The sequence below is a fragment of the Rahnella victoriana genome (assembly GCF_004330295.1).
In the GTDB taxonomy this organism is placed as follows: Bacteria; Pseudomonadota; Gammaproteobacteria; order Enterobacterales; family Enterobacteriaceae; genus Rahnella; species Rahnella victoriana.
This window is the reverse complement of the sequence record NZ_SJOJ01000004.1, coordinates 20,396-44,225: the sequence shown is the minus strand read 5'-3', so window position 1 is coordinate 44,225 and position 23,830 is coordinate 20,396. Positions and strand designations below refer to the sequence as shown.

20 protein-coding genes are annotated in these 23,830 nt (G+C 53.3%); 3 read left to right on the top strand and 17 right to left on the bottom strand.

Annotated features, from left to right (window positions below; all coding sequences use genetic code 11):
* Positions 1–5: 5 nt before the first annotated feature.
* From nuoM to lrhA, 13 genes are all read right to left on the bottom strand, one after another.
* A complete protein-coding gene (nuoM, locus tag EYY67_RS04700; protein ID WP_095922834.1) occupies positions 6–1,535 on the bottom strand; it encodes an NADH-quinone oxidoreductase subunit M in 1,530 nt (509 codons plus the stop codon).
* A gap of 97 nt (positions 1,536–1,632) precedes the next feature.
* Positions 1,633–3,480 (bottom strand): NADH-quinone oxidoreductase subunit L, encoded by a 1,848-nt coding sequence (gene nuoL / locus EYY67_RS04695; RefSeq protein ID WP_131692955.1) that lies wholly within the window; start codon positions 3,478–3,480, stop codon positions 1,633–1,635.
* On the bottom strand, positions 3,477–3,779 hold the full coding sequence (gene nuoK, locus EYY67_RS04690; RefSeq protein ID WP_004936014.1) for an NADH-quinone oxidoreductase subunit NuoK: 303 nt from the start codon (positions 3,777–3,779) through the stop codon (positions 3,477–3,479). Before nuoK ends, nuoL begins: the two co-directional genes overlap by 4 nt.
* Positions 3,776–4,333 (bottom strand): NADH-quinone oxidoreductase subunit J, encoded by a 558-nt coding sequence (gene nuoJ, locus EYY67_RS04685; protein WP_119822572.1) that lies wholly within the window; start codon positions 4,331–4,333, stop codon positions 3,776–3,778. Before nuoJ ends, nuoK begins: the two co-directional genes overlap by 4 nt.
* A gap of 12 nt (positions 4,334–4,345) precedes the next feature.
* A complete protein-coding gene (gene nuoI / locus EYY67_RS04680; protein ID WP_013574596.1) occupies positions 4,346–4,888 on the bottom strand; it encodes an NADH-quinone oxidoreductase subunit NuoI in 543 nt (180 codons plus the stop codon).
* Between the two features lie 14 nt (positions 4,889–4,902).
* A complete protein-coding gene (gene nuoH / locus EYY67_RS04675) occupies positions 4,903–5,880 on the bottom strand; it encodes an NADH-quinone oxidoreductase subunit NuoH (protein ID WP_013574595.1) in 978 nt (325 codons plus the stop codon).
* Positions 5,877–8,603: an NADH-quinone oxidoreductase subunit NuoG gene (nuoG, locus tag EYY67_RS04670; RefSeq protein WP_131692954.1), complete on the bottom strand. Its 2,727-nt coding sequence runs from the start codon at positions 8,601–8,603 to the stop codon at positions 5,877–5,879. The genes nuoH and nuoG overlap by 4 nt, the downstream gene beginning before the upstream one ends.
* Before the next feature lie 143 nt (positions 8,604–8,746).
* Positions 8,747–10,108 carry an NADH-quinone oxidoreductase subunit NuoF gene (gene nuoF / locus EYY67_RS04665; protein ID WP_119822573.1) on the bottom strand — a complete coding sequence of 454 codons (1,362 nt, stop codon included), beginning with the start codon at positions 10,106–10,108 and terminating at the stop codon, positions 8,747–8,749.
* On the bottom strand, positions 10,105–10,641 hold the full coding sequence (gene nuoE, locus EYY67_RS04660; RefSeq protein WP_229921071.1) for an NADH-quinone oxidoreductase subunit NuoE: 537 nt from the start codon (positions 10,639–10,641) through the stop codon (positions 10,105–10,107). The genes nuoF and nuoE overlap by 4 nt, the downstream gene beginning before the upstream one ends.
* 2 nt (positions 10,642–10,643) lie before the next feature.
* The gene (gene nuoC, locus EYY67_RS04655) at positions 10,644–12,443 is read right to left on the bottom strand and encodes an NADH-quinone oxidoreductase subunit C/D (RefSeq protein WP_095922838.1); all 1,800 of its coding nucleotides are present in this window, start codon (positions 12,441–12,443) and stop codon (positions 10,644–10,646) included.
* Between the two features lie 81 nt (positions 12,444–12,524).
* On the bottom strand, positions 12,525–13,199 hold the full coding sequence (locus EYY67_RS04650; protein WP_013574590.1) for a NuoB/complex I 20 kDa subunit family protein: 675 nt from the start codon (positions 13,197–13,199) through the stop codon (positions 12,525–12,527).
* A gap of 22 nt (positions 13,200–13,221) precedes the next feature.
* Complete coding sequence (locus EYY67_RS04645) at positions 13,222–13,665, bottom strand: NADH-quinone oxidoreductase subunit A (RefSeq protein WP_015696460.1); 444 nt, start codon at positions 13,663–13,665, stop codon at positions 13,222–13,224.
* 703 nt (positions 13,666–14,368) lie between these two features.
* Positions 14,369–15,313, bottom strand: coding sequence for a transcriptional regulator LrhA (gene lrhA, locus EYY67_RS04640; RefSeq protein WP_095922839.1), 945 nt, complete (start codon positions 15,311–15,313; stop codon positions 14,369–14,371).
* Positions 15,314–16,299: 986 nt separating this feature from the next.
* Between lrhA and EYY67_RS04635 the strand changes: the two genes are divergently transcribed.
* Positions 16,300–17,514: a pyridoxal phosphate-dependent aminotransferase gene (locus tag EYY67_RS04635; RefSeq protein ID WP_095922841.1), complete on the top strand. Its 1,215-nt coding sequence runs from the start codon at positions 16,300–16,302 to the stop codon at positions 17,512–17,514.
* A 110-nt stretch (positions 17,515–17,624) separates the two neighbouring features.
* Entirely contained in the window at positions 17,625–18,224 is a 600-nt protein-coding gene (yfbR, locus tag EYY67_RS04630; RefSeq protein WP_095922842.1) for a 5'-deoxynucleotidase, read from the top strand.
* A gap of 8 nt (positions 18,225–18,232) precedes the next feature.
* Here yfbR and EYY67_RS04625 read toward each other — a convergent pair whose 3' ends face one another.
* The 4 genes from EYY67_RS04625 to yfbV all read right to left on the bottom strand — a co-directional run bounded on the left by EYY67_RS04625 (position 18,233) and on the right by yfbV (position 22,025).
* Positions 18,233–20,065: an SLC13 family permease gene (locus EYY67_RS04625; RefSeq protein ID WP_131692953.1), complete on the bottom strand. Its 1,833-nt coding sequence runs from the start codon at positions 20,063–20,065 to the stop codon at positions 18,233–18,235.
* A 136-nt stretch (positions 20,066–20,201) separates the two neighbouring features.
* Entirely contained in the window at positions 20,202–20,855 is a 654-nt protein-coding gene (locus EYY67_RS04620) for a sugar phosphatase (RefSeq protein ID WP_095922844.1), read from the bottom strand.
* Between the two features lie 24 nt (positions 20,856–20,879).
* Positions 20,880–21,374 (bottom strand): YfbU family protein, encoded by a 495-nt coding sequence (locus EYY67_RS04615; RefSeq protein ID WP_013574583.1) that lies wholly within the window; start codon positions 21,372–21,374, stop codon positions 20,880–20,882.
* 195 nt (positions 21,375–21,569) lie between these two features.
* Positions 21,570–22,025, bottom strand: a complete 456-nt coding sequence (gene yfbV, locus EYY67_RS04610) for a terminus macrodomain insulation protein YfbV (RefSeq protein WP_131692952.1) — start codon at positions 22,023–22,025, stop codon at positions 21,570–21,572.
* A 519-nt stretch (positions 22,026–22,544) separates the two neighbouring features.
* On the opposite strand from yfbV, the gene ackA reads away from it, so the two are divergent.
* On the top strand, positions 22,545–23,747 hold the full coding sequence (gene ackA, locus EYY67_RS04600) for an acetate kinase (protein WP_112289913.1): 1,203 nt from the start codon (positions 22,545–22,547) through the stop codon (positions 23,745–23,747).
* Positions 23,748–23,830 lie beyond the last annotated feature (83 nt).

Here is a 23,830-nt window from a genome sequence, read left to right as displayed (position 1 = left end):
GCGAGTTACGGCCTTGTCGTTGAAATAGTGGAAACTGAAGACCCGAACCAGTGCTGAATGTTGCTCATCGCTGCACCCGAAGTATCCAGAATTGGCTGCGGGAACACGCCCAGCGCCACCAGTAATACCACCAGCAACAGGATGATCGACAGTTCACGTGAGGTCATGCCTTGCAGCGGCTGGTCTGATTTTGCTTTGCCGTAATACGCGCGCTGCATCATCACCAGGGAGTACACCGAAGCGAACACCAGGCCGAAGGTCGAGATGACAGTGATCACCGGCACAACCGGGAAGCTGCCAAACAAGATCATGAATTCACCCACGAAGTTACCGGTACCTGGCATCCCTAAGGTCGCCACCGCAAAGAACAGGGACAACGCTGGCAGGTATTTAATCCGTCCCCACAATCCGCCCATCTGGCGCATATCGCGGGTATGCAGACGTTCGTACAACTGACCACAAATGATGAACATACCGGCCGCAGACAGACCGTGCGCAATCATCTGGATCACCGCACCCTGGTACGCCAGCTGGCTGCCGGTGTAGATGGCAATCAGGACGAAGCCCATGTGCGACACCGAGGTGTAAGCAATCAGTCGTTTGATGTCGGTCTGGCAGAAGGCCATCCACGCGCCGTAGAAGATACCAATCACCCCCAGCCACATCGCAATCGGAGCGAACTGGTGTGACGCTTCCGGGAACAGCGGCAGACAGAAACGCAACATCCCGTAAGCCGCGGTTTTCAGCAAGATACCGGCTAAGTCGACGGAACCTGCGGTCGGTGCCTGACTGTGTGCATCCGGCAACCAGCCGTGCAGTGGCACAACCGGCATTTTCACCGCAAAGGCGATGAAGAAGCCCAGCATCAGCAGATATTCAACACCGTGCGACATTGGCGTTTTCAGCAGGTCAGCGTAGTTGAATGTCCACACACCGGTGGCGTTGTAATGCACAAACACCAGACCGAGGATGGCAATCAACATCACCAGACCACTGGACTGCGTATAGATGAAGAATTTGGTCGCTGCGCTGATACGCGTTTTACCGTCTGACGCTTTGTGACCCCACAAGGCAATCAGGAAGTACATCGGCACCAGCATCATTTCCCAGAAGAAGAAGAACAGGAACATGTCGATGGCGAGGAACACGCCGATAACGCCGCCGAGGATCCACAGTAAGTTCAGGTGGAAGAAACCCTGATACTTCTGGATTTCACGCCACGAACAGAGGATCGCCAGAACACCCAGCAGACCGGTCAGCACCACCATCAGCAGGGACAAACCGTCCAGCGCCAGATGGAAGCTGATGCCAAAACGAGGGATCCACGGTACCGAAAACTCGGATTGCCACTGTGGAATACCCGCAGGCGTCGTTAATGAATATCCTCCCTGCAACCACAATTGCACGGAAAGAGCCAGCGTCAGCCCCATCGCAATTAACGCGATCCAGCGCGGTACTTTGCTCCCAAAGCGTTCAGTCTGCCAGCACAGCAGCCCGCCGATAAAGGGGATAAATATTAGCCAAGGTAATAGCATGGCGTGTCGTTCCCTTCTTTTATGCCCGAAGGCTATTTCACTTGCCGGTCTGTCACGGGAACAGACCGGCATTGATAATTACACCCGTAATGCAGGCTTAAATCACCAGCAGCAGCGCCAGAACCACCACTGCACCCAGCCCCATTGACGCGACGTACCAACGTACTTGCCCGTTTTCGCTGACGGTCAGACCGCGGTTACCCAGACGGGCAAACAGCGCAGGCAGATTCATCATTGCGTTCAGCGGGTCACGTTGCAGGAGTTTCGCGACCAGCAGATACGGTTTCACGAAAATCATGTCGTACAGCCAGTCGAAGCCCCAGGCGTGGAACCACCAGGTCGTGAAGAAACGGCCCGGTGCGCTTTTCGCAATGCTGTTAACCAGCGAGCGTTTGCCCAGATACAGGGCCGCCGCCAGCAGAATGCCGGCAATTGCAATCACGCCTGATGTGATTTCCAGCGTCAGCACGCTGCCGTGCGCCAGCTCAGTGGTTTCCGGCAGAACGCCTTTCAGTGGCGGAACAATCATTGCGCCAATGAAGGTGGACAGAACCAGTAACACCAGCAGCGGCAGGTGGTGAGTGATGCCTTTACCTGCATGTGCTTTGATTTTCTCTTCGCCGTGGAAGACGATGAAGATCATGCGGAAGGTGTACAGCGAGGTCATAAACGCACCGACCAGACCGGCAACCATCAGATTCAGGTGGCCGTTAGCCAGCGCACCCGCGAGGATTTCATCTTTACTGAAGAAGCCCGCAGTGATGATTGGCAAGGCAGACAGCGCCGCGCCACCGACCAGGAAACAGATGTACACCAGCGGAATGGATTTACGTAACCCACCCATTTTGAAGATGTTCTGCTCGTGGTGGCAGGCCAAAATGACCGAACCGGAAGAAAGGAACAACAGTGCTTTGAAGAACGCGTGCGTCATCAGGTGGAAGATAGCGGCATCCCACGCCTGAACGCCCAGCGCCAGGAACATGTAACCAATCTGGCTCATGGTCGAGTACGCGAGAACACGTTTGATGTCGGTTTGCACCAGCGCAGCAAAGCCCGCCAGCACCAGCGTCACCGCACCGATAATGCCTACCAGATGCAGAATTTCCGGCGCCATCAGGAACAGGCCGTGCGTACGTGCAATCAGGTAAACACCGGCGGTGACCATGGTCGCGGCGTGGATCAGCGCAGAAACCGGTGTCGGACCGGCCATGGCGTCTGCCAGCCAGGTCTGCAACGGAAGCTGGGCCGATTTACCCACTGCCCCACCGAGTAACATCAGCGTCGCCCAGGTGATCGCCGTGTCGCCCACAGCCAGTTTCTGCGGTGCCAGCACCATCAGTTCGCGGAAGTTCAGCGTACCCAGTTCGCGGTACAGGATGAACAGCGCGAAAGCCAGGAACACGTCACCGACACGGGTCACGATGAAGGCTTTCATCGCTGCCGCGCCGTTCGCCGGATTGGTGTAATAGAAACCGATCAGCAGATAGCTGCACAGGCCCACGCCTTCCCAACCGAGGTACATCAGCAACAGGTTGTCTGCCAGTACCAGAATCACCATGCTGGCGATAAACAGGTTGGTGTAAGCAAAGAAGCGTGAGTAGCCTTCTTCACCGCGCATGTACCAGGAAGCAAACATGTGGATAAAGAAACCGACGCCGGTCACCACAGACAGCATGGTCATCGACAAACCGTCGAGGGTCAGCGTCGCGGAGATATTGAAATCGCCGACCTGCATCCAGTTCCATAATGTCTGATTAAAGATTTCAACGCCCGCCGCTTTCTGGCTGAGGAAGTTGATACCGACGTAAATCGTGGTCAGTGCTGCCAGACCAATCGAACCCACACCAATAGTTGCGGACGTATTTTCAGACCAGCGACCGCGTGAAAAGGCCAGTAATACAAAGCCGATCAGCGGGAACAGAATTGTTAAATAGAGTAGGTTCATCCGCGCATCTCACTGACAGTATCAATATTCAGAGTGTGGCGACGGCGATACAGTTGCAGCAGCAACGCCAGACCAATACTGGCCTCCGCCGCAGCCAGGCTGATAGCCAGAATGTACATCACCTGCCCGTCTGCCTGACCCCAGTAGCTTCCCGCCACGATGAACGCCAGTGCTGCCGCGTTGATCATCACCTCGAGACTGATCAGCATAAACAGCAGGTTACGACGAACCAGCAGCCCGGTCAGCCCCAGCACAAAGAGAATGGCGGCCAGAATAAGACCATGTTGTAGAGGGATCATGCTCTCTCCTCCGTTTTTCTTTTTGCCATTTCCGTCGTGGCCGGTGCGTCACCAAAGACTTCACCCGGTTTGTGTTCACGACCGATATGGAACGCCACGACCAGACCGGCCAGCAGCAACATTGACGCCAGTTCAACCGCCAGAACATACGGCCCGAACAGCGCGATCCCCACCGCTTTCGCGTCAATCATGTCGCCTTTGATGCCGTGATCGTGCAATCCGAGGATTGACATGATCATCACCACCAGCAGGATGACAGACAGAACCGACGGTCCGATCCAGGTGGCAGGCTTGAGCCATGCGCGCTCCTGCTCCTCGACGTTGCCGAGGTTAAGCATCATCACCACGAAGACGAACAGCACCATGATGGCACCGGCGTAGACGATGATCTCCAGCGCACCGGCGAAATAGGCACCGAGCGAGAAGAAGACCGCAGCAATCGCCAGTAAAGAGACGATCAGGTACAGCAATGCGTGCACCGGGTTGGTATGCGTGATCACACGCAATGTCGCCAACACGGCCACCAGGGCTGCAATATAAAATGCAAATTCCATGCTTGCGGCTCCTTAAGGCATCAGACCTTTGACGTTGATCGGTTTGGCTTCATTTTCAGCTTCGCCTTTCGACTTGCCGTCAATCGCCATACCGGCCATCCGGTAGAAATTGTATTCCGGATATTTACCCGGCCCAGAAATCAACAGATCTTCTTTCTCATACACCAGATCCTGGCGTTTGAACTCGCCCAGTTCGAAGTCCGGCGTCAGCTGAATGGCTGTTGTCGGGCACGCTTCTTCACACAGGCCGCAGAAAATGCAGCGTGAGAAGTTGATACGGAAGAATTCCGGATACCAGCGACCGTCTTTCATTTCTGCTTTTTGCAGAGAAATACAGCCGACCGGACAGGCTACCGCACACAGGTTACAGGCAACGCAGCGCTCTTCACCGTCCGGATCGCGCGTCAGCACGATACGGCCACGGTAACGCGGAGGTGGATTGACCGGTACTTCCGGGTACATCTGGGTTTCGCGCTTGGCGAAGGCATGCATGCCTATCATCCACAAGCTGCGAACCTGGGTACCGAACCCGACCACTATGTCTTTCAATGTCATGGTTTCATCACCCCTTATTGCGCGTTGTACAAGATGACCGCAGCGGTCGCCAGCAGATTAAGCAAGGTCAGTGGCAGGCAAACTTTCCAGCCAAATGACATCACCTGGTCGTAGCGGGGACGCGGCAAAGCAGCACGGATCAAAATGAACATCACCATGAAGAAAGCGGTTTTCAGCGCAAACCAGATAAACGGCGGCAGGAACGGACCCTGCCAGCCACCGAAGAACAAGGTGACGATCAGCGCAGAGACCGTCACGATACCGATGTATTCCCCCACGAAGAACAGACCGAATTTCATACCGGAATATTCAATGTGGTAACCATCGGCCAGTTCCTGCTCGGCTTCCGGCTGGTCAAACGGGTGACGGTGGCAAACAGCAACGCCGGCAATCGCAAAGGTCACGAAGCCAAAGAACTGCGGAATGATGTTCCACACATGCGCCTGAGAATTGACGATGTCTTGCAGGTTGAAAGAACCCGCCTGCGCCACGACGCCCATCAGCGATAAACCGAGGAACACTTCGTAGCTCAGCGTCTGGGCCGATGCACGCATCGCCCCCAGCAGCGAGTATTTGTTGTTACTGGACCAGCCAGCAAACAACACCGCATAGACGGTCAGACCGGCCATCATCAGGAAGAACAAAATACCGATGTTCAGGTCTGCGGCGAACCAGGTCGGGCTGACCGGAACGATCGCAAAGGAGATCAGCAGGGACGTAAACGCAATCATCGGAGCCAGCGTAAAGATGGCTTTGTCAGTGAATTTAGGGACCCAGTCTTCCTTGAAGAACATCTTGATCATGTCAGCAACCAGCTGCAGGGAACCGCCCCAGCCGACACGGTTTGGTCCGTAACGGTTCTGGAACAGGCCCAGCAAGCGGCGCTCGCCGAAGCTCATGAAGGCCCCGCAGGTCACGACGACCAGCAGGATCACCACGGCTTTCAGAATGGCGATCAACGAATCAATCACGACAGGTGTAAACCAGCTCATTGTGCTGCCTCCCGCAGATTTTCAACCGTTGCGCCAACCAGCACCGGCGGAATACCCGGCAAGCCCAGCGGCAGGCCAACCTGGCCCTGACTCAATGTTTCACTCAGACGAACCGGCAATCTGAGGGTCTGACCGGCACAGGTGAATTCCACCTGAGAACCTGCATTCACCCCTAATTGCGCAGCATCTGCCGGGTTAACCATCACATACGCCTGTGGCATACGTTGCTGGATCACCTTAGAGCGCTGTGTCATTTCTTCGCTGCCGAACAGGTGATAATAAGGCGCAACACGCCAGTTATCGCTCTGCGCAGTAAAGGCAGCCGGAATAGTGGTGAAGTAATCGAGTGTCCCCGCACCTGCTTCAATCAAACGCACACCGGGATCACCATGGCGCAGACTGCCGCCGACTTCACTCTGGAATTTGTTCCAGGCTTGTGGTGAGTTCCAGCCCGGCGCCCAGGCGAATGGCACCTGATTGCGGTTGGCTGTCGGGCTGTTGTTCCCTTCCATTGAGAAGGCAAACATGGTGTCTTTATCTTGCGGCTGACGCGGTTCATGAACGCTGATGTTCGCGCGCATGGCGGTACGACCACTGGAACGTGCCGGAGAACGCGCCAGTTTCTGACCACGGATACGGAAGCTGGCGTTTGGCGCAGCTTCTACCATTCCTTTCAGCTGTGGCAGTGCTTCAACGCAGGCTTCAATGACGTGATCCAGCTGCGTCCAGTCAACATGGCGGCTGTTGATGGTGGAATGCAGCGAGTGCATCCAGCGCCAGCTTTCCAGCATGGTCACAGTAGTGTCGTAGTATGCCGGATCGTAAACCTGGAAGAAGCGCTGGGCGCGGCCTTCCTGATTGACCAGCGTACCGTCGCTTTCTGCGAAGCTTGCCGCAGGCAGGATCAGGCTGGCTTTATCCATAATGCGCGTACGCTGATGGTCAACGACCAGCAGGTTCTGCACATTCGCTAATGCCGCATCAACTTTCGCTTCAGGCGCCTGACGATAAAGGTCATTTTCCATCACGATCGCGCTGTCGGCTTCGCCACGGGTCAGCAATTCCAGTGCTTCGTCCAGCGAGCCGCCACCAATCATCGAAAGACCGATGCTGTTTGCCGCAGAAGCCACGAAGGTAATGCCGACATCACTGCCTGCGCCTTTCAGCGCTTTGGCGATATTCGCGGCTGCTTCGATAATCGCGTCAGAACCGGCACTGGTTCCGGTTATGATCAACGGCTTGCGGGCACCGGTCAGCGCCTGCACGATCACGTCGATTTTCTTGTTCAGACCCTCAGACAGATCGCTGACGGCTGGCGCAGAATTATCCAGCGCATGGGCGATAGCAAAGCCGAAACGCGCCTGCTCATCGACCGGTGCGCGGTAATTGTATGCCGCGATATCGTCGAGTTTGGTGTTATCCACGTTAGTGATAAACAGCGGATGTTTGGCATGCTGGCCGATGTTCTGTACAGCGGCGATTTGCCAGTCAGCAACACGCTGAGCCGCCGCCATCGCGCGCGCTTTGCCTTTTACGGCCTGACGCACAGACAGCGCGATACGTGCACCGGTCTGGGTTAAATCTTCACCCAGCACCAGAACCGCATCGTAATCTTCAATTTCGCGCAGCGCCGGTGTACGTACACCGCTGTTACGCAGAATGTTCAGCATCAGTTGCAGACGTCCCTGCTCTGCCGCGTTAATCCCGGTGTAGAAGTTTTCGGCTCCCACCAGTTCGCGCAGGGCAAAGTTGCTTTCCAGGCTGGCACGCGGAGAACCGATACCGATGGTTTTCTTCGCCTGACGGATAATGTCTGCCGCGCCCTGCATCGCCTGTTCAGCGTTAAGTTCGATCCAGTCGTTACCACGCAGTTGCAGGGGTTTCTTCGGACGATCTTTCAGGTTCACGTAGCCATAGCCGAAACGGCCACGGTCACACAGGAAGTAGTGGTTTACGGTACCGTTATAACGGTTTTCGATACGACGCAGTTCGCCGTAACGCTCGCCCGGGCTGGTGTTACAGCCCACAGAACATTGCTGACAGATGCTTGGCGCAAACTGCATGTCCCATTTACGGTTATAGCGTTCGGAGTGCGTTTTATCGGTGAATACGCCGGTCGGACACACTTCTACCAGGTTGCCGGAGAACTCGCTTTCCAGCGGGCCATCTTCCGGACGACCGAAATAGACGTTGTCGTGTGCGCCATAAACGCCCAGATCGGTGCCGTCCGCGTAATCCTTGTAGTAACGGACACAGCGGTAACAGGCGATACAGCGGTTCATTTCATGAGAGATGAACGGGCCGAGATCCTGGTTGTTATGGGTACGTTTGGTGAAGCGGTAACGGCGCATACTGTGGCCGGTCATCACTGTCATATCCTGCAGGTGACAGTTACCGCCTTCCTCACACACCGGACAGTCGTGCGGATGGTTGGTCATCAGCCATTCCACGACGCTTTCACGGAATTCTTTCGCTTCGCCGTCGTCGATGGAAATGAAGGTGCCATCAGACGCAGGTGTCATACAAGACATCACCAGACGACCGCGCGTGTCTTCCGCGTTTTGGTATTGCTTAACCGCACATTGGCGGCAAGCGCCGACGCTTCCCAGCGCCGGATGCCAGCAAAAATAAGGAATATCGAGGCCGAGAGAGAGGCAAGCCTGTAACAGGTTGTCCGCTCCGTCTACGTCGTATTCTTTGCCGTCTACATGAATCGTAGCCATAGTCAGCATGCTTCCACGTGGCCCACCTGACGGCGGGCGTTAATCAAAAATTCTTGCCGGGTTGGCGTATATCATTCGACAGCGCGTCCCTTGTTCCGGGAATTCGCGCACAGCGGGCTCACGTCCGCTGCCTGTTGCCTTCACTACCAACGCTCTTTCAGCAGATTGTTTGGCTGAATGCCTGCAATCGCACGCGCGTTGTTGTAATGCTGCTTGGCGATACCCGCCTCAAACTCTTCCCGGAAATATTTAATCGCACTCTGCAATGGCTCCACGGCACCCGGCGCGTGTGCGCAGAAGGTTTTGCCAGGGCCAAGCTGGCGGCAAAGCTGTTCGAGCGTTTCGATATCACCCGGCTGGCCTTCACCACGTTCCAGCGCGCGCAGGATCTTCACACTCCACGGCAAACCATCGCGGCACGGTGTACACCAGCCACAAGATTCGCGGGAGAAGAACTCTTCCAGGTTACGCACCAGCGGAACCATACCGATTTCATGGTCGACGGCCATCGCCAGTGCGGTCCCCAGACGGCTGCCGGCTTTACCAATGCTGGCAAAGTCCATCGGCAGATCCAGATGATCGGCGGTCAGGAAGTCAGTCCCTGCCCCGCCCGGCTGCCAGGCTTTAAATTTCAGGCCATCGCGCATGCCACCGGCATAGTCTTCAAGAATTTCACGTGCGGTAGTCCCAAACGGCAGCTCCCAGACGCCCGGATTTTTTACCCGGCCGGAGAAGCCCATCAGTTTGGTGCCGGCATCTTCACTTTTGCCTGCAGACATGCCTTTGTACCAGTCCACACCATGCTCAAGGATCGCGGGCACGTTACACAGGGTTTCGACGTTGTTAACACAGGTCGGTTTACCCCAGGCACCGGCGGAGGCCGGGAACGGTGGCTTGGAACGCGGGTTAGCACGGCGGCCTTCCAGCGAGTTGATCAGGGCGGTTTCTTCACCACAGATGTAACGCCCTGCGCCGGTGTGAACAATCAGTTCAAAATCAAACCCGGTGCCGAGAATATTTTTACCCAGCAGACCCGCTTCCGTGGCTTCCGCAATCGCACGACGCAGGTTCACCGCAGCTTCGATGTACTCACCACGCAGGAAGATGTAGCCACGGTAAGATTTCAGCGCAAACGCGGAGATCAGCATGCCTTCCACCAGCAGGTGCGGCATCTGTTCCATCAGCATGCGGTCTTTATAGGTACCCGGTTCCATTTCATCGGCATTACACAGCAGATAGCGGATATTCATGCTTTCGTCTTTCGGCATCAGGCTCCACTTCAGACCGGTGGAGAAACCTGCGCCGCCGCGCCCTTTCAGGCCCGCGTCTTTCACCAGATTGACGATTTCTTCCTGAGCCATGCTTTTCAGGGCTTTCTCTGCACCGACGTAACCGTTTTTGCTGCGGTATTCGTCGAACCAGACAGGTTGTTTGTCGTCACGCATACGCCAGGTCAGCGGATGCATTTCCGGTGTACGTTCGATGTGTCGAGGGGTGTATGTCATGCGTAGCGCTCCAGTAGCTGGCCGATCGCTTCTGGCGTCAGGTGGCTGTGCGTGTCCTCGTCAATCATCATTGACGGGCCTTTGTCACAGTTACCGAGGCAGCAGGTCGGCAGCAGGGTAAAACGTCCGTCTTCGGTCGTCTGGCCCGGCTTGATGTGCAACTGTTGTTCCAGCGCGGCCTGGATCCCCTGATAACCGGTGATGTGACACACCACGCTGTCACAGTAACGGATCACATGGCGGCCCACCGGCTGACGGAAGATCTGGCTGTAGAATGTCGCCACACCTTCAACGTCGCTGGCAGGAATGCCCAGAACATCGGAGATCGCGTAGATAGCGCCGTCCGGCACCCAGCCACGCGCTTTTTGCACGATTTTCAACGCTTCGATAGAGGCCGCACGGGCATCCTCGTAGTGATGTTTTTCGTGCTCAATCGCTTCACGTTCAGCGTCGCTCAGCACGAACACCGGCGGCGCAACAGGCTCGCTGACGTTGATGTACTGAACTTCTGAGTCTTTATTGATATCTGTCATCGTTAGCGGTCCACATCTGACATTACAAAATCGATACTGCCCAGATACACGATCAGGTCGGATACCAGGCTGCCACGGATTACGGACGGGATCTGCTGCAAATGCGGGAAGCTCGGCGTACGGACACGGGTGCGGTAGCTCATGGTGCTGCCGTCACTGGTCAGGTAGTAGCTGTTGATCCCTTTGGTTGCTTCAACCATCTGGAAAGATTCTTGTGCAGGCATGACCGGCCCCCACGACACTTGCAGGAAGTGCGTGATCAGGGTCTCGATGTGTTGCAGCGTGCGCTCTTTCGGTGGCGGCGTGGTCAGCGGGTGATCCGCCTTGAACGGGCCTTCCGGCATGTTTTTGTAGCACTGTTCCAGAATGCGCAGGCTCTGACGAAGTTCTTCCACTTTCAGCATGACGCGGGAATAGCAGTCACTGACGCCATCACCGGTCGGCACTTCAAAGTCAAAGTTTTCATAACCTGAATACGGACGCCATTTACGCACATCGAACGGGATACCCGTCGCGCGCAGGCCAGCACCGGTGGTGCCCCAGGCCAGTGCGTCGTCGGCGTTATACGCGGCCACGCCTTTGGAACGGCCAATCAGAATGGTGTTTTTCAGCGCCGCTTTGACGTAGGAATCCAGACGGGCTGGCATCCAGTCAAGGAACTCGCGCAGCAGACGATCCCAGCCCTTCGGCAGGTCATGCGCTACGCCACCGATACGGAACCAGGCCGGGTGCATACGGAAACCGGTGATCGCTTCCACCAGATCGTAAATTTTCTGACGATCGGTAAAGGCGAAGAATACCGGCGTCATCGCACCCACGTCCTGAATAAACGTAGAGATGTACAGCAGATGGCTGTTGATACGGAACAGTTCAGACAGCATCACACGGATGGTGTTAACGCGATCCGGCGTCACGATACCGGCGAGTTTTTCAACAGCCAGCACGTAAGGCATTTCGTTAACACAACCGCCGAGATATTCGATACGGTCGGTATACGGAATGTAGCTGTGCCATGACTGGCGCTCGCCCATTTTCTCCGCACCACGGTGGTGGTAACCGACGTCAGGCACGCAGTCGACAATCTCTTCGCCATCCAGCTGCAGGATAATACGGAATGCACCATGCGCTGACGGGTGGTTAGGACCGAGGTTGAGGAACATAAAGTCCTCGTTATCGGTACCGCGCTTCATGCCCCAGTCTTCCGGCTTGAAGGTCAGCGATTCCATCTCGAGTTCTTCTTTTTGCTTAGTCAGCTCATAAGGATCGAACTCGGTGGCGCGCGCCGGATAGTCTTTACGCAGCGGATGCCCTTCCCAGGTCTGCGGCATCATGATGCGCGTCAGGTGCGGATGGCCGTCGAAGGTAATACCGAACATTTCCCATGTTTCGCGTTCGTACCAGTTAGCGTTCGGGAACACTTTGGTGATCGTCGGAACATGAAGATCGTTTTCTGACAACGCCACTTTGATCATGATGTCGCGGTTACGCTCGACGGAGATCAGGTGGTAGAAAACGGAAAAATCCGCAGCCGGTAAACCGTCGCGGTGTGTACGTAAACGCTCATCAAAGCCATGCAAATCGAAAAGCATGACGTAAGGTTTTGGCTGTTTTCGTAAAAAGGTAATCGCTTCCAGTAACTGTTCACGCTTGAACCACACCACGGGAATTCCGGTGCGGGTTGCCTGGACAGTAAAGGCCTCTGGCCCAAAACGGTTACGCAATTCGCCGATAACCGGATCATCGAGATGATCACGGGTATGCCATGCTGGCAGGGCGGAATCTTGCGTCGTCAAATCTGTCATATTTTTTTCACCACACTAAATGGTCATTTATGCCGTAAGGGGGAACACTCACCCCTCAGGGTTGACTCTCAGACCGCAGTGTTAAATCTCGTCCGGCGAACGCAGATTTGTCACGGCAATACGCTCAGCACGTTTACGCTCTTTTTCAGACTGCATATTCGCGCGGTAAACACCCTGATCGCCAACAACCCATGACAATGGGCGACGTTCTTTACCAATGGATTCCTGCAACAGCAGCAGAGCCTGCATATAGGCTTCCGGACGCGGCGGACATCCCGGGATGTACACATCGACAGGCAGGAATTTATCCACGCCCTGCACCACAGAATAAATATCGTACATGCCGCCGGAATTCGCACAGGCACCCATCGAAATCACCCATTTAGGTTCCAGCATCTGATCGTATAAACGCTGAATAACCGGCGCCATTTTGGTGAAGCAGGTTCCCGCCACCACCATGAAGTCAGCCTGACGTGGGGAAGCACGCAGAACTTCTGCGCCAAAACGCGCAACGTCATGCACCGCAGTGAATGACGTCACCATTTCGACATAACAGCAGGAAAGACCGAAGTTGTACGGCCAAAGGGAGTTTTTACGACCCCAGTTCACCATGCCATGCAGTGACTCCTGGAGATTTCCCATAAAGACGCTGCGCTTAACCTGTTCCTGAAGGGGATCACCGACGACCTCCTGGGATTGCAGGGGGTAACGGTCGTTCTCACCGTCCGGGTCTATGCGGGTGAGCGTATAGTCCATCTTATTGCCTCGCTATGACTGCTTACTGAGGGTGACTGTTGGTATTAATTGCCGGGCTTGGTTTAACAGGTCCTTTCGAACGTGTTGGTGTCCAGTCGAGCGCGCCAATACGCACCAGATAGAACAAACCAGCCAGCAGTACCAAAATGAAAATGGTGGCTTCTACAAATCCGGTCCAGCCGCTTTCGCGAATAGACGTTGACCATGCATAGAGATACAAGGCTTCAACGTCAAAAATGACGAAGAACATGGCGACCAGATAGAACTTAGCGGAAAGACGCAGCCGGGCGGTGCCGACGGAGGCGATGCCGGATTCAAAAGGCGTGTTTTTGTAGCGCGCTCTGGCTCTCCCGCCGAGGAACGCGGCGCCCAGTAACATCAGGCAGCAAAGGCCCATTGCGACGATAAGAAAAACGGCGAACGCCCAGTGTTGAGCGATGACTTCAGTGGCTGTTGACATACTCATTGCTTACTCATCAAAAGTGGCACTTTGGCATCTGCTCTGTAAGGTCGGCAGCTTGCGCACCACATCGATTCAAGGGAAGGATTAAAAACCACACAGTTCACGGCTCAACAAGGGATTAAGCCAGTGATTTGTTGTGGGCTTTTTACCCTTTTCTATAACCTTTTGTCAACTTTGACAAAAGTATCTCCACATTAGTTTACATGCTTAGCATTTAATTAACATATCATGCGACGGTACTTAAGCTAAATCGTGTCAGTTAAATACTGTGATAAAGCATGAGCCTGTGATGGGAGTTATGGCATCTTTCGAGCTTTCCTATTGTCGCAGGAATAGACAGCGCTTCCACTCTCTTAATGGGGGTATTTTTTTGATCCACGTCAGAGTTCTGTCAATTTTGATAGAAAAAAGACACACATTTAACAAGTTTTATTGATTTTCAAAAAACGACAAGCGAATTGCGGAAAAAATTGATGGTTTTTTTTAACCTGAAAAAAGGCTGATATTTACGTGATTTAGTGAAGTGATAATTGACGAAGATGACAGTGATGGCGGGGAACGAGAAGCGTTAACATCAGAAAAAAATGGTTTTAGGAAGAATAGTAAACAGAACCTTTAAAAACAGCACTTATTCACCCCTAAAGAGGTAGGAACCTTTACCCCCGCCCCGTGATACGCAGGCGGAAGGTAAAGCCGGGGGATTGCCTTAACTTTGTGTATCCGTCAGGAACTCTTGATCGTCATCCACGGCAGGACGCGGACCGTAAGCACTGAGAGAATACGGATCATTCCCTTGCTCCACAGCATTGAAAATCGCCATGGCCAGTTCGTTTTCGCTACGGGCATTTTTGTACAGCACATATTGTGTATCCGGCAGGCGCGGTAAACCGTCCTGTTCGCCCAGCACACGCAACTCCGGACTCATCATTTCGATAGGTCGCGCAGTCACCCCCAGCCCGGCACGGACTGCCGCACGGATCGCCGATAACGTCGAGGCGACGTAGGCAATACGCCACGGGATCCCCGCCTGATTCAGATGCTCTATCGCCATTAAACGATATGGGCTTGGCTCATCAAGTACGACGAGCGGCACACTGTCGCCGGAGGGATACGCAAAATCAGCCGAGCAATACCACAATGTTGGCGAAGTGCGCAGAACGATGTGCGGATGATCGGTGTTAGTCATCGTGGTGATGGCCAGATCCACTTCCTCACTTTCCAGCATCGACAACATGAAAGGACTGCGTTTTACGCGGACATCGATAGACAACTTGGGATAGACCGAGGTCACACGGCTGAGCAGGAAAGGCAAGATGGTGTCAGCCGTATCGTCTGACGCACCAATCGTGATCCCACCCTGGACATTGCTGTACATCAAAGAGGTGCAGGCTTCATCATTAAAACGAAGGATCTTGCGTGCATACCCCAATAACTGAATACCATGTTCAGTTAATAATTTATTGCGTCCATGTCTGGCAAACAGTTCTTTTCCAACGAGTTGTTCTAGACGTTGCATTTGTTGACTGACCGCCGACTGAGTACGGCACACCGCAGCCGCAGCCGCAGCGAACGTATTTAAATCAGCAACAGCTACAAATGTCCTCAACAGGTCAAGATCGAGATTGAGGATTGGACGATTTGCAATTGTCATAGTTTTTCTTCACTTTATAGAATCTAATAACAAGCTACCCTGATGGTGCGTCAAAGTACCCGCAAAAAGCAGAATACCAGATATGGCGGATACTCACTCATTTGATAACCGAAATTGAGAAATATTTGTGCACAAAAGTTTTCGTCATTGTGAGCGTCCGGGCATTAAAAACGCGCACAATAATTCCACATGAAGACTAAATGATTAGTACACCTTATTTAATATAGTCTCCCTCATCAAACCGTTCCACCCGCGGCCCCTTCCCGCTCAGAGCGCCAGCATGCCCCTGCATTCCCTGACGCACGCCTATAAAAACATAAGCTAAATTAATTAATAATGCGGGCAAGTAAAAATATAATCCAGTAAATTCATTGAGTCACAAGAATAACCAATTCCACGGAGATCTTTTAGTTAAAGGGACATTAAGATTTTTCTCGTTTCTTCAAATTTTGTTTATAACAGTTACGTGAAATATAGGCTGGAAAAGCATTTACTTAATCTTAAACGAATACCTTTCAGATAACGCCTGCTGTATGATCATTTATCCAGCACTCATACTCACTCATTAGATAAATAAAACTAATTCTTGTTACCCATTTTTATCGGAAAAACATCTTAGCCGATTTTTTTTTCAGAATTTGTCGAGCTTTGGTAAGTTTTCATGATGTTCCGGGTAAAAGCGCCTGACAAAGCGTCAGCCGGGGATCCCGGTAGGACAGCAAAAACAGTGAATTTTTTGATTGCAAAGCGCGCAATCACAAAATAAAAAAACACGAAAACGGCATTAACCGGAATTAAACACCACCAGTGAATAACGTGACTGAGGTAAAACCCCACCACATCTTCCTTTACTGCTGTTTTTCACCAAAACGGTGCAAGGCACTTCTCATGCCCTCTGTGGGGGAGTAAATTGAGCCCTTCGCACTGTTCTACGGTCACTCGGCACCAGGGAAGAACAGGCTTTACTGCAAAAGGCTCCCATTTACATGTCCCCGATTGAGAAATCCCACAAACTGGACAACGTCTGTTACGACATTCGCGGCCCGGTGCTCAAAGAAGCAAAACGTCTGGAAGAAGAAGGAAACAAAGTCCTCAAGCTGAACATCGGCAACCCCGCCCCGTTCGGTTTTGATGCGCCTGATGAAATTCTGGTCGATGTCATCCGCAACCTTCCTACTGCCCAGGGCTACTGTGATTCAAAAGGCCTGTTTTCTGCACGTAAAGCGATCATGCAGCACTATCAGGCGCGCGAGATGCGCGACATCACGGTAGAAGATATTTATATCGGCAACGGTGTCTCCGAACTGATCGTTCAGTCTATGCAGGCGCTGCTCAACACCGGCGACGAAATGTTAGTCCCGGCGCCTGACTATCCGTTGTGGACTGCGGCAGTGTCTCTGTCGGGCGGCAATGCGGTGCATTATCTGTGTGATGAAGGGGCAGACTGGTTCCCCGACATCGCCGATATTCGTGACAAAATCACGCCACGCACCCGCGGCATTGTGATCATCAACCCGAACAACCCGACCGGCGCGGTCTACAGCAAAGAACTGCTGATGCAGATCGTGGACATCGCCCGCGAACACAATCTGATCATTTTTGCCGACGAAATTTACGACAAAATCCTGTACGACGAAGCCCAGCATATTTCCATCGCCTCGCTGGCACCGGATTTGCTGACCGTGACCTTTAACGGTCTGTCCAAAACCTACCGCGTGGCGGGTTTCCGTCAGGGCTGGATGGTGCTGAACGGGCCGAAGAAACACGCGAAAGGCTATATCGAAGGTCTGGAGATGTTGGCGTCCATGCGCCTGTGCGCCAACGTGCCGATGCAGCACGCGATTCAGACTGCGCTGGGCGGCTATCAGAGCATCAGCGAGTTTATTCAGCCGGGCGGACGTCTGGTGGAACAGCGTGACCGCGCATGGGAACTGATTAACGAGATCCCCGGCGTGTCCTGTGTGAAACCGAAAGGTGCGCTGTATATGTTCCCGCGTATCGACGCGAAACGCTTCAACATCCATGACGATCAGAAAATGGTACTCGATCTGCTGTTACAGCAGAAAGTACTGCTGGTTCAGGGTTCAGCCTTTAACTGGCCGTATCCGGATCATGTGCGTATCGTGACGCTGCCACGCGTTGATGAGCTGGAAATGGCCGTCAACAAACTGGGCCGCTTCCTGGAAACCTACCGCCAGTAATCTTCAGGGCGCAGCATAAACGGCTGCGCCCTTTTCTCTTTCACCTATTTACATCACTGCCCCGCACTGCTCACAATGGACGCTCATTCACCGTTGTTATTGAGAGTGCTATGAATCAGAGTCATTTTTTCGCCCACCTTTCCCGTCTCAAGCTGATCAGCCGCTGGCCGCTGATGCGCAATGTCCGCACCGAGAATGTCTCGGAACACAGCCTGCAGGTCGCTTTTGTCGCGCATGCTTTAGCCGTGATCAAAAACCGCAAATTTAACGGTAACCTGAGTGCTGAACGTGTTGCCCTGCTCGCCATGTATCACGATGCCAGCGAAGTGCTGACCGGCGATATGCCGACGCCGATCAAGTATTACAATCCGCAAATTGCGCATGAATATAAGAAGATCGAAAAAATTGCTCAGCAGAAGCTGATTGAAATGCTGCCGAAAGAATTGCAGGAAGATTTCCGCCCGCTGATCGATGAGCACTATTACAGCGAAGATGAAAAACTGACGGTCAAACAGGCCGATGCGCTCTGCGCTTACCTGAAGTGTCTCGAGGAGTTATCGGCTGGCAACAATGAATTTACGCTGGCAAAAGCCCGTCTTGAGAAAACGCTGGCAGACAGAAAAAGCCCGGAAATGGATTATTTTATGGAAGTGTTCATTCCCAGCTTCAGCCTGTCTCTGGATGAAATCAGTCTTGATTCCCCGCTCTGATTTGCCAATCAGAACGGGAACAGGACCGGCACCAGAAATACGCTGACCACCATCACCAGCAGCGTAAATGGGACACCGATGCGCAGAAAGTCGCCAAATTTGTAATTGCCCGGCACCATGACCAGCGTGTTGACCGGTGAAGACACCGGCGTCATAAATGCAGCAGACGCAGCAATCGCGATAATCATGGTGAACGGGTAAGGTGAAACGCCCATCTGGTGTGCTGCCGCGATGGCGATCGGTGCCATCAGCACGGCGGTGGCGGTATTGGAAATAAACAGCCCGATGCCTGCGCAGAGAATAAATAAACTCAGCAGCATCATGTACGGACCATAACCGCCACTGACCTCCATTAATCCCTTCACAATCAGCGCCACACCGCCGGTTTTTTGCAACGCCAGCGCAAAAGGCATCATGCCGACAATCAGCAACAAACTCGGCCAGTGAATGGCTTTGTAAGCGCCTTCCATCGTGATACAGCGGAATTTGCCCATCAGCATACAAGCGATAATGGCGGCAATGGCATTGGGCACGTCATCGGTGAGCATCAGCGCAACCATCAGCGCCAGACAAAACAGCGCATGGGGCGCCTGACTTAATGCCGGTGCCACTTCGTCTACTTCGGCAGGAAGGTTAAGCACGATGAAATCATGCATTTGTTGCTGAAGCTGGCGGATCAGTTTCCAGTCGCCGATCACCAGCAGCATGTCGCCAAGCTGCAACTCTTCGTCCACCAGTTTGCCGTCCAGCGCCTCGCCCTGACGGCGGATCCCCACCACATTCAGGCCGTAGGTCGAACGGAAAGCAACATCACGCAGCGTTTTGCCCAGTAATTCGGAATCGGGAATTAACGATACTTCGGCCATGCCGACATCCCGCGACTGTTCGGAGAAATACTCGCCGCGCAGCACCATAGGTTCAAGCATTTCATCGGTACAAAACTGTCTGATGGAGACCTCAGGGTCAGACATATCGAGCAGCAGCACATCGCGGGCAAACAGTTCGGTATTCCCGGTGGCGCTGACCATTACACGACGAAATTTACGCCAGCGCTCAATGCCGACGACATTCGCGCCATAACGGGAACGCAGATGTACATCATCCAGTGTGCGACCGACCAGCGGCGAGCCAGGACGGATAGTGACGCGACGCGCCCTGCCGGTCAGGTGATAATCGCGGATCAGATCCCGGAAAGTCCGGCGCTTCCAGCGTTGCTGACCCGGTGACGTATCCTCGGAAGAGAGCCAGCGGCGGGCAAGTAACATGTAGCCGATGCCCATGATCAGCACCACCAGCCCCACCGGCGTCACGCCGAAGAAGCCAAAACCGTCGAACCCTTCACGCAACAGTTCGCTGTTCACCACCATATTGGGCGGCGTCGCGACCAGTGTCATCATGCCGCTGATAAGCCCGGCGAAACTCAGTGGCATCATCAGACGTGCGGGAGAGGTTTTCATCCGTGCAGAAACGCTGATCACCACCGGAATAAAGATCGCGACCACGCCGGTGGAACTCATAAAAGCACCGAGACCGGCAACCGTCAGCATCAGTAAAACCAGCATTCGCGTTTCGCTGTTGCCCGCCACTTTCATCAGCCAGTCGCCTACCTGATACGCCACGCCGGTTCTCACCAGACCATGGCCGACGACAAACAATGCCGCGATCAGAATGACGTTAGGATCGCTGAATCCGGCCAGCGCTTCATTGATGGTCAGCGTGCCACTGAGCACGAAAGCAATGATCACCAGCAATGCGACAATATCCATCCGCAGCGTATTGCGTGCGAACAACACCATTGCCACCACCAGCAGCATCACCACCCAAAGTAATTCACCGGTCAAAACACACTCCGTTTGCGTTGAGAAGGGACGTTAACTCACCGGATACCCTAAATAATTCAATCAGAATGGCATAAAAAAACCCCGCATAAGCGAGGTTTATATCAATTAATACAAGGAAACTGTATTTTTTCTGTACTTAGCGCAGGCTGACTTTCACACCTTCATCGGTATGACTGATCAACAGTACTTCCAGCGTCGTCAGGTCAAAATCAACGTTTTCAATGCCGGGTGTATCGTCCGGTGCGTTAACCGCGATGACTTTACAGCCTGCGGCCAGTCCGGCCATCACGCCGGCAGCGGCATCTTCCACCACCACGCACTCTTCCGGTGCCAGACCTAAACGTTCGGCACCCAGCAAATAAGCATCAGGTTGCGGTTTGCCGTGTTTAACCTGTTCTGCGGTGATAAACACTTCAGGCTCCGGCAACAGTGCAGCTTTGTGCCGGGCGCTGGCCACCGGCATCGAACCGGAGGTCACAATCGCCCAGGGAATGTTCTGCCGGTTGAGTTCACTGAGCAGCAGATGGGCACCGGGTAGCGCGGTCACGCCTTCGGTATCTGTGGCTTCAATTTGCTCCAGCTTGAGAAACTCCTGTTGGATCGTTTCTTCGCTTTCGCCCGCCATAAAATGGCGTAAAGAGGTGATCGCCTGCTTGCCGTGAATAAACGCCAGCACTTCCTGCGGGCTGACACCCCGGCTTAGCGCCCAGTTAATCCATGCGCGCTCAACTGCGGGTAATGAATCCACTAACGTTCCATCAAGGTCGAACAAAAAACCCTTACAAAGCACAGGCGACTCCTTTAAGTGTTTACATCAGGCATTGATAATTTGCGCGATCTCTACCGCGCTCAGATGGTACTGACGCGGGCACGATTGCCACACCGCCAGCATCCGCTGGTATTTATCCCACATTTTGGTCTGTGAGTTAAAGCCATGCGTTCCCGCATCAAAGTCAGTGTAACGTCCTTCGGTGTTCACCATAAAGCGGACATAGCTTAAATAACGGGATTCCGTGGCGGCATCAAAGCCAAGGAAATCAATACGGCGGCGATCGAGATCCTGGGTGTCTTTCAGGTTGGTCCATGACACCTGCATGGCATGGTGCATTTCCATAATGTTAATGACGGTGCGACAGGTTTCTTCCGGCAACTCGCCGAAATCCCGGTCCAGCTCGCGCATTTGCAAACCAAAACCTCGTTCGATCACGGTTTGTAACCGGCGATAACGTTCCGCGTTATCAGGATCGAGCATGGTCATCATTTTGTATTGATTGGACAAAATCAGGCGTTGAGCGTTAGTCATTTCCATCGTGAAAATCCTCATGTCTGCATAATGAGCAAAGCATGGCATAGCGCAAAGTTCCGCGAAATCGCAAGCACACCATTCTTTGATTTGGGTCGGGATCTCATCTGAAATAATCACCGGAGGAGACTTTCCTCCGGCGAAATGCGACTTATGAAAGACTATAGATGATGAAGGACGTGGCAAGCGGGGAAATCAGGCTTACAGATCGTCTAAAAAGGTTTTATCCAGTTGTTTGAACGCACGCCTGAGGACATCGGCTAATGACTGATAGGTCGGCGTGCCGTCAATCGGTGCCAATGCCTGACCTGCCTCGGCCAGTTTATTGCGCACATTGTGGAACCAGCCGAGTAATCCCGGCGGCAGCGGCGTCAGGGAACGGCGGCCCAGCCACCATAAACCCTGCATCGGCAGGCTGCAGGCAAAGATCGCGGTCGCGACCGCCAGCCCGAGCTGGCCGCCCAGTGCGATTTGCCAGGTCAGCGTAAAGACGGCAACCGGGGGCATGATGCGCACGGCAAAGCGTGTCGCGGTGGAAATCCGGTTCTCCGGGAACATCGGAGCCAGGCGCTTATCTGACGGCCATGTCTTCATGTAATGCTGTCCGCGCTGGAATATCTGGAACCAGCCTACGGAGCCTGTTGGCTTACTCGTCATCTTTGCACCTCAACTTCGCGTATAAAATTTAAAAAATAGTTGTAAAACACAAACTGGAGTTTACCACGATAAAATATATTTTGTTTTTGCTGGCACCTGTCGGTATTCTATCGCAGCCTCGCAACCCTCTCAGGCAACGATATCAATATAAAGTTGGGGTAAATGCGGTGAATTGCAATGTTTCACCCGTACATTAAGCATAGTGCCTCGGTCTGAGTGGATTTGTAATTAGTTATTGTATTTTTTGTTAGTGTTTTTACTGATTAGTAACATTCTGAAGGCGCGTGACCGTCAGGGTTTGTGCACGACACAGACTTTTTTGCGGTATCCGTGGGCTTATAAAAACCAGAGCCCGGCGATTCTTCAGCTTTTTCATCGTCATGCCTTTTTTGGCTCTCTGGCATGATGTTAATCATAATTGTCACCGCCATTATGCGCTACGCTTGATGTCAGACTGACGATTTATTAACCACGTGTATTGTTTTTTTTAAACAGCACCAACAATAAATAGGTACTTCCATGTCGAGTAAGCTTGTACTGGTTCTTAACTGTGGTAGTTCTTCCCTTAAATTTGCCATCATTGATGCTGCAAATGGTGAAGAGCACATTTCAGGTTTAGCCGAATGTTTCCATCTGCCAGAAGCACGCATTAAATGGAAAATGGACGGTGGCAAAGAAGAAGCCGCTTTAGGTGCGGGCGCCGCACACAGTGAAGCGTTGAAATTCATCGTTAATAACATTCTGAGCAAAAAACCTGAGCTGTCCGCAGAGCTGGTGGCGATCGGCCACCGTATCGTTCATGGCGGCGAAAAGCTGACCAAATCCATGCTGATTAACGATGCGGTTATCGAAGGTATCAAAGAATCTATCCCGTTTGCACCGCTACATAACCCGGCTCACCTGATCGGTATTGATGAAGCGCTGAAATCTTTCCCTAAACTGGCTGATAAAAACGTTGCCGTTTTCGACACCGCTTTCCATCAGACAATGCCAGAAGAATCTTATCTCTACGCCCTGCCGTACAGCCTGTACAAAGATCACCATGTCCGTCGCTATGGCGCACACGGCACCAGTCACTTCTATGTGACGCAGGAAGCGGCAAAAATGCTGAACAAACCTGTGGAAGAAGTGAATCTGATCACTTGCCACCTGGGCAACGGCGGTTCTGTCAGCGCCATCCGTAACGGCAAATGTGTTGACACCTCTATGGGTCTGACCCCGCTGGAAGGTCTGGTCATGGGCACCCGCAGCGGTGACATCGACCCGGCAATCATCTTCCACCTGCACGATTCTCTGGGCATGAGCGTTGATCAAATCAACAAAATGCTGACCAAAGAATCCGGCCTGCTGGGTCTGACTGAAGTCACCAGCGACTGCCGTTATGTTGAAGATAACTACACCACCAAAGCCGATGCGAAACGTGCCATGGACGTCTTCTGCCACCGTCTGGCGAAATACATCGGTGCGTATACTTCACTGATGGAAGGCCGTCTGGACGCCGTCGTATTCACCGGCGGTATCGGTGAAAACGCCGCAATGGTTCGCGAACTGTCTCTGGCTAAACTGGGCCTGCTGGGCTTTGAAGTTGACCACGAACGCAACCTGGCTGCCCGTTTCGGCAAATCTGGTGCCATCAACAAAGAAGGCACCCGCACCGCTCTGGTCATTCCGACCAACGAAGAGCTGGTGATTGCACAAGACGCCGCGCGTCTGACCGCATAATACGATTCAAGACTGCCCGCTTCATGCGGGCAATTTTTCACTTATAGGCAAACATCGCCCGTTTGGACGCACCGCGCAGGTAA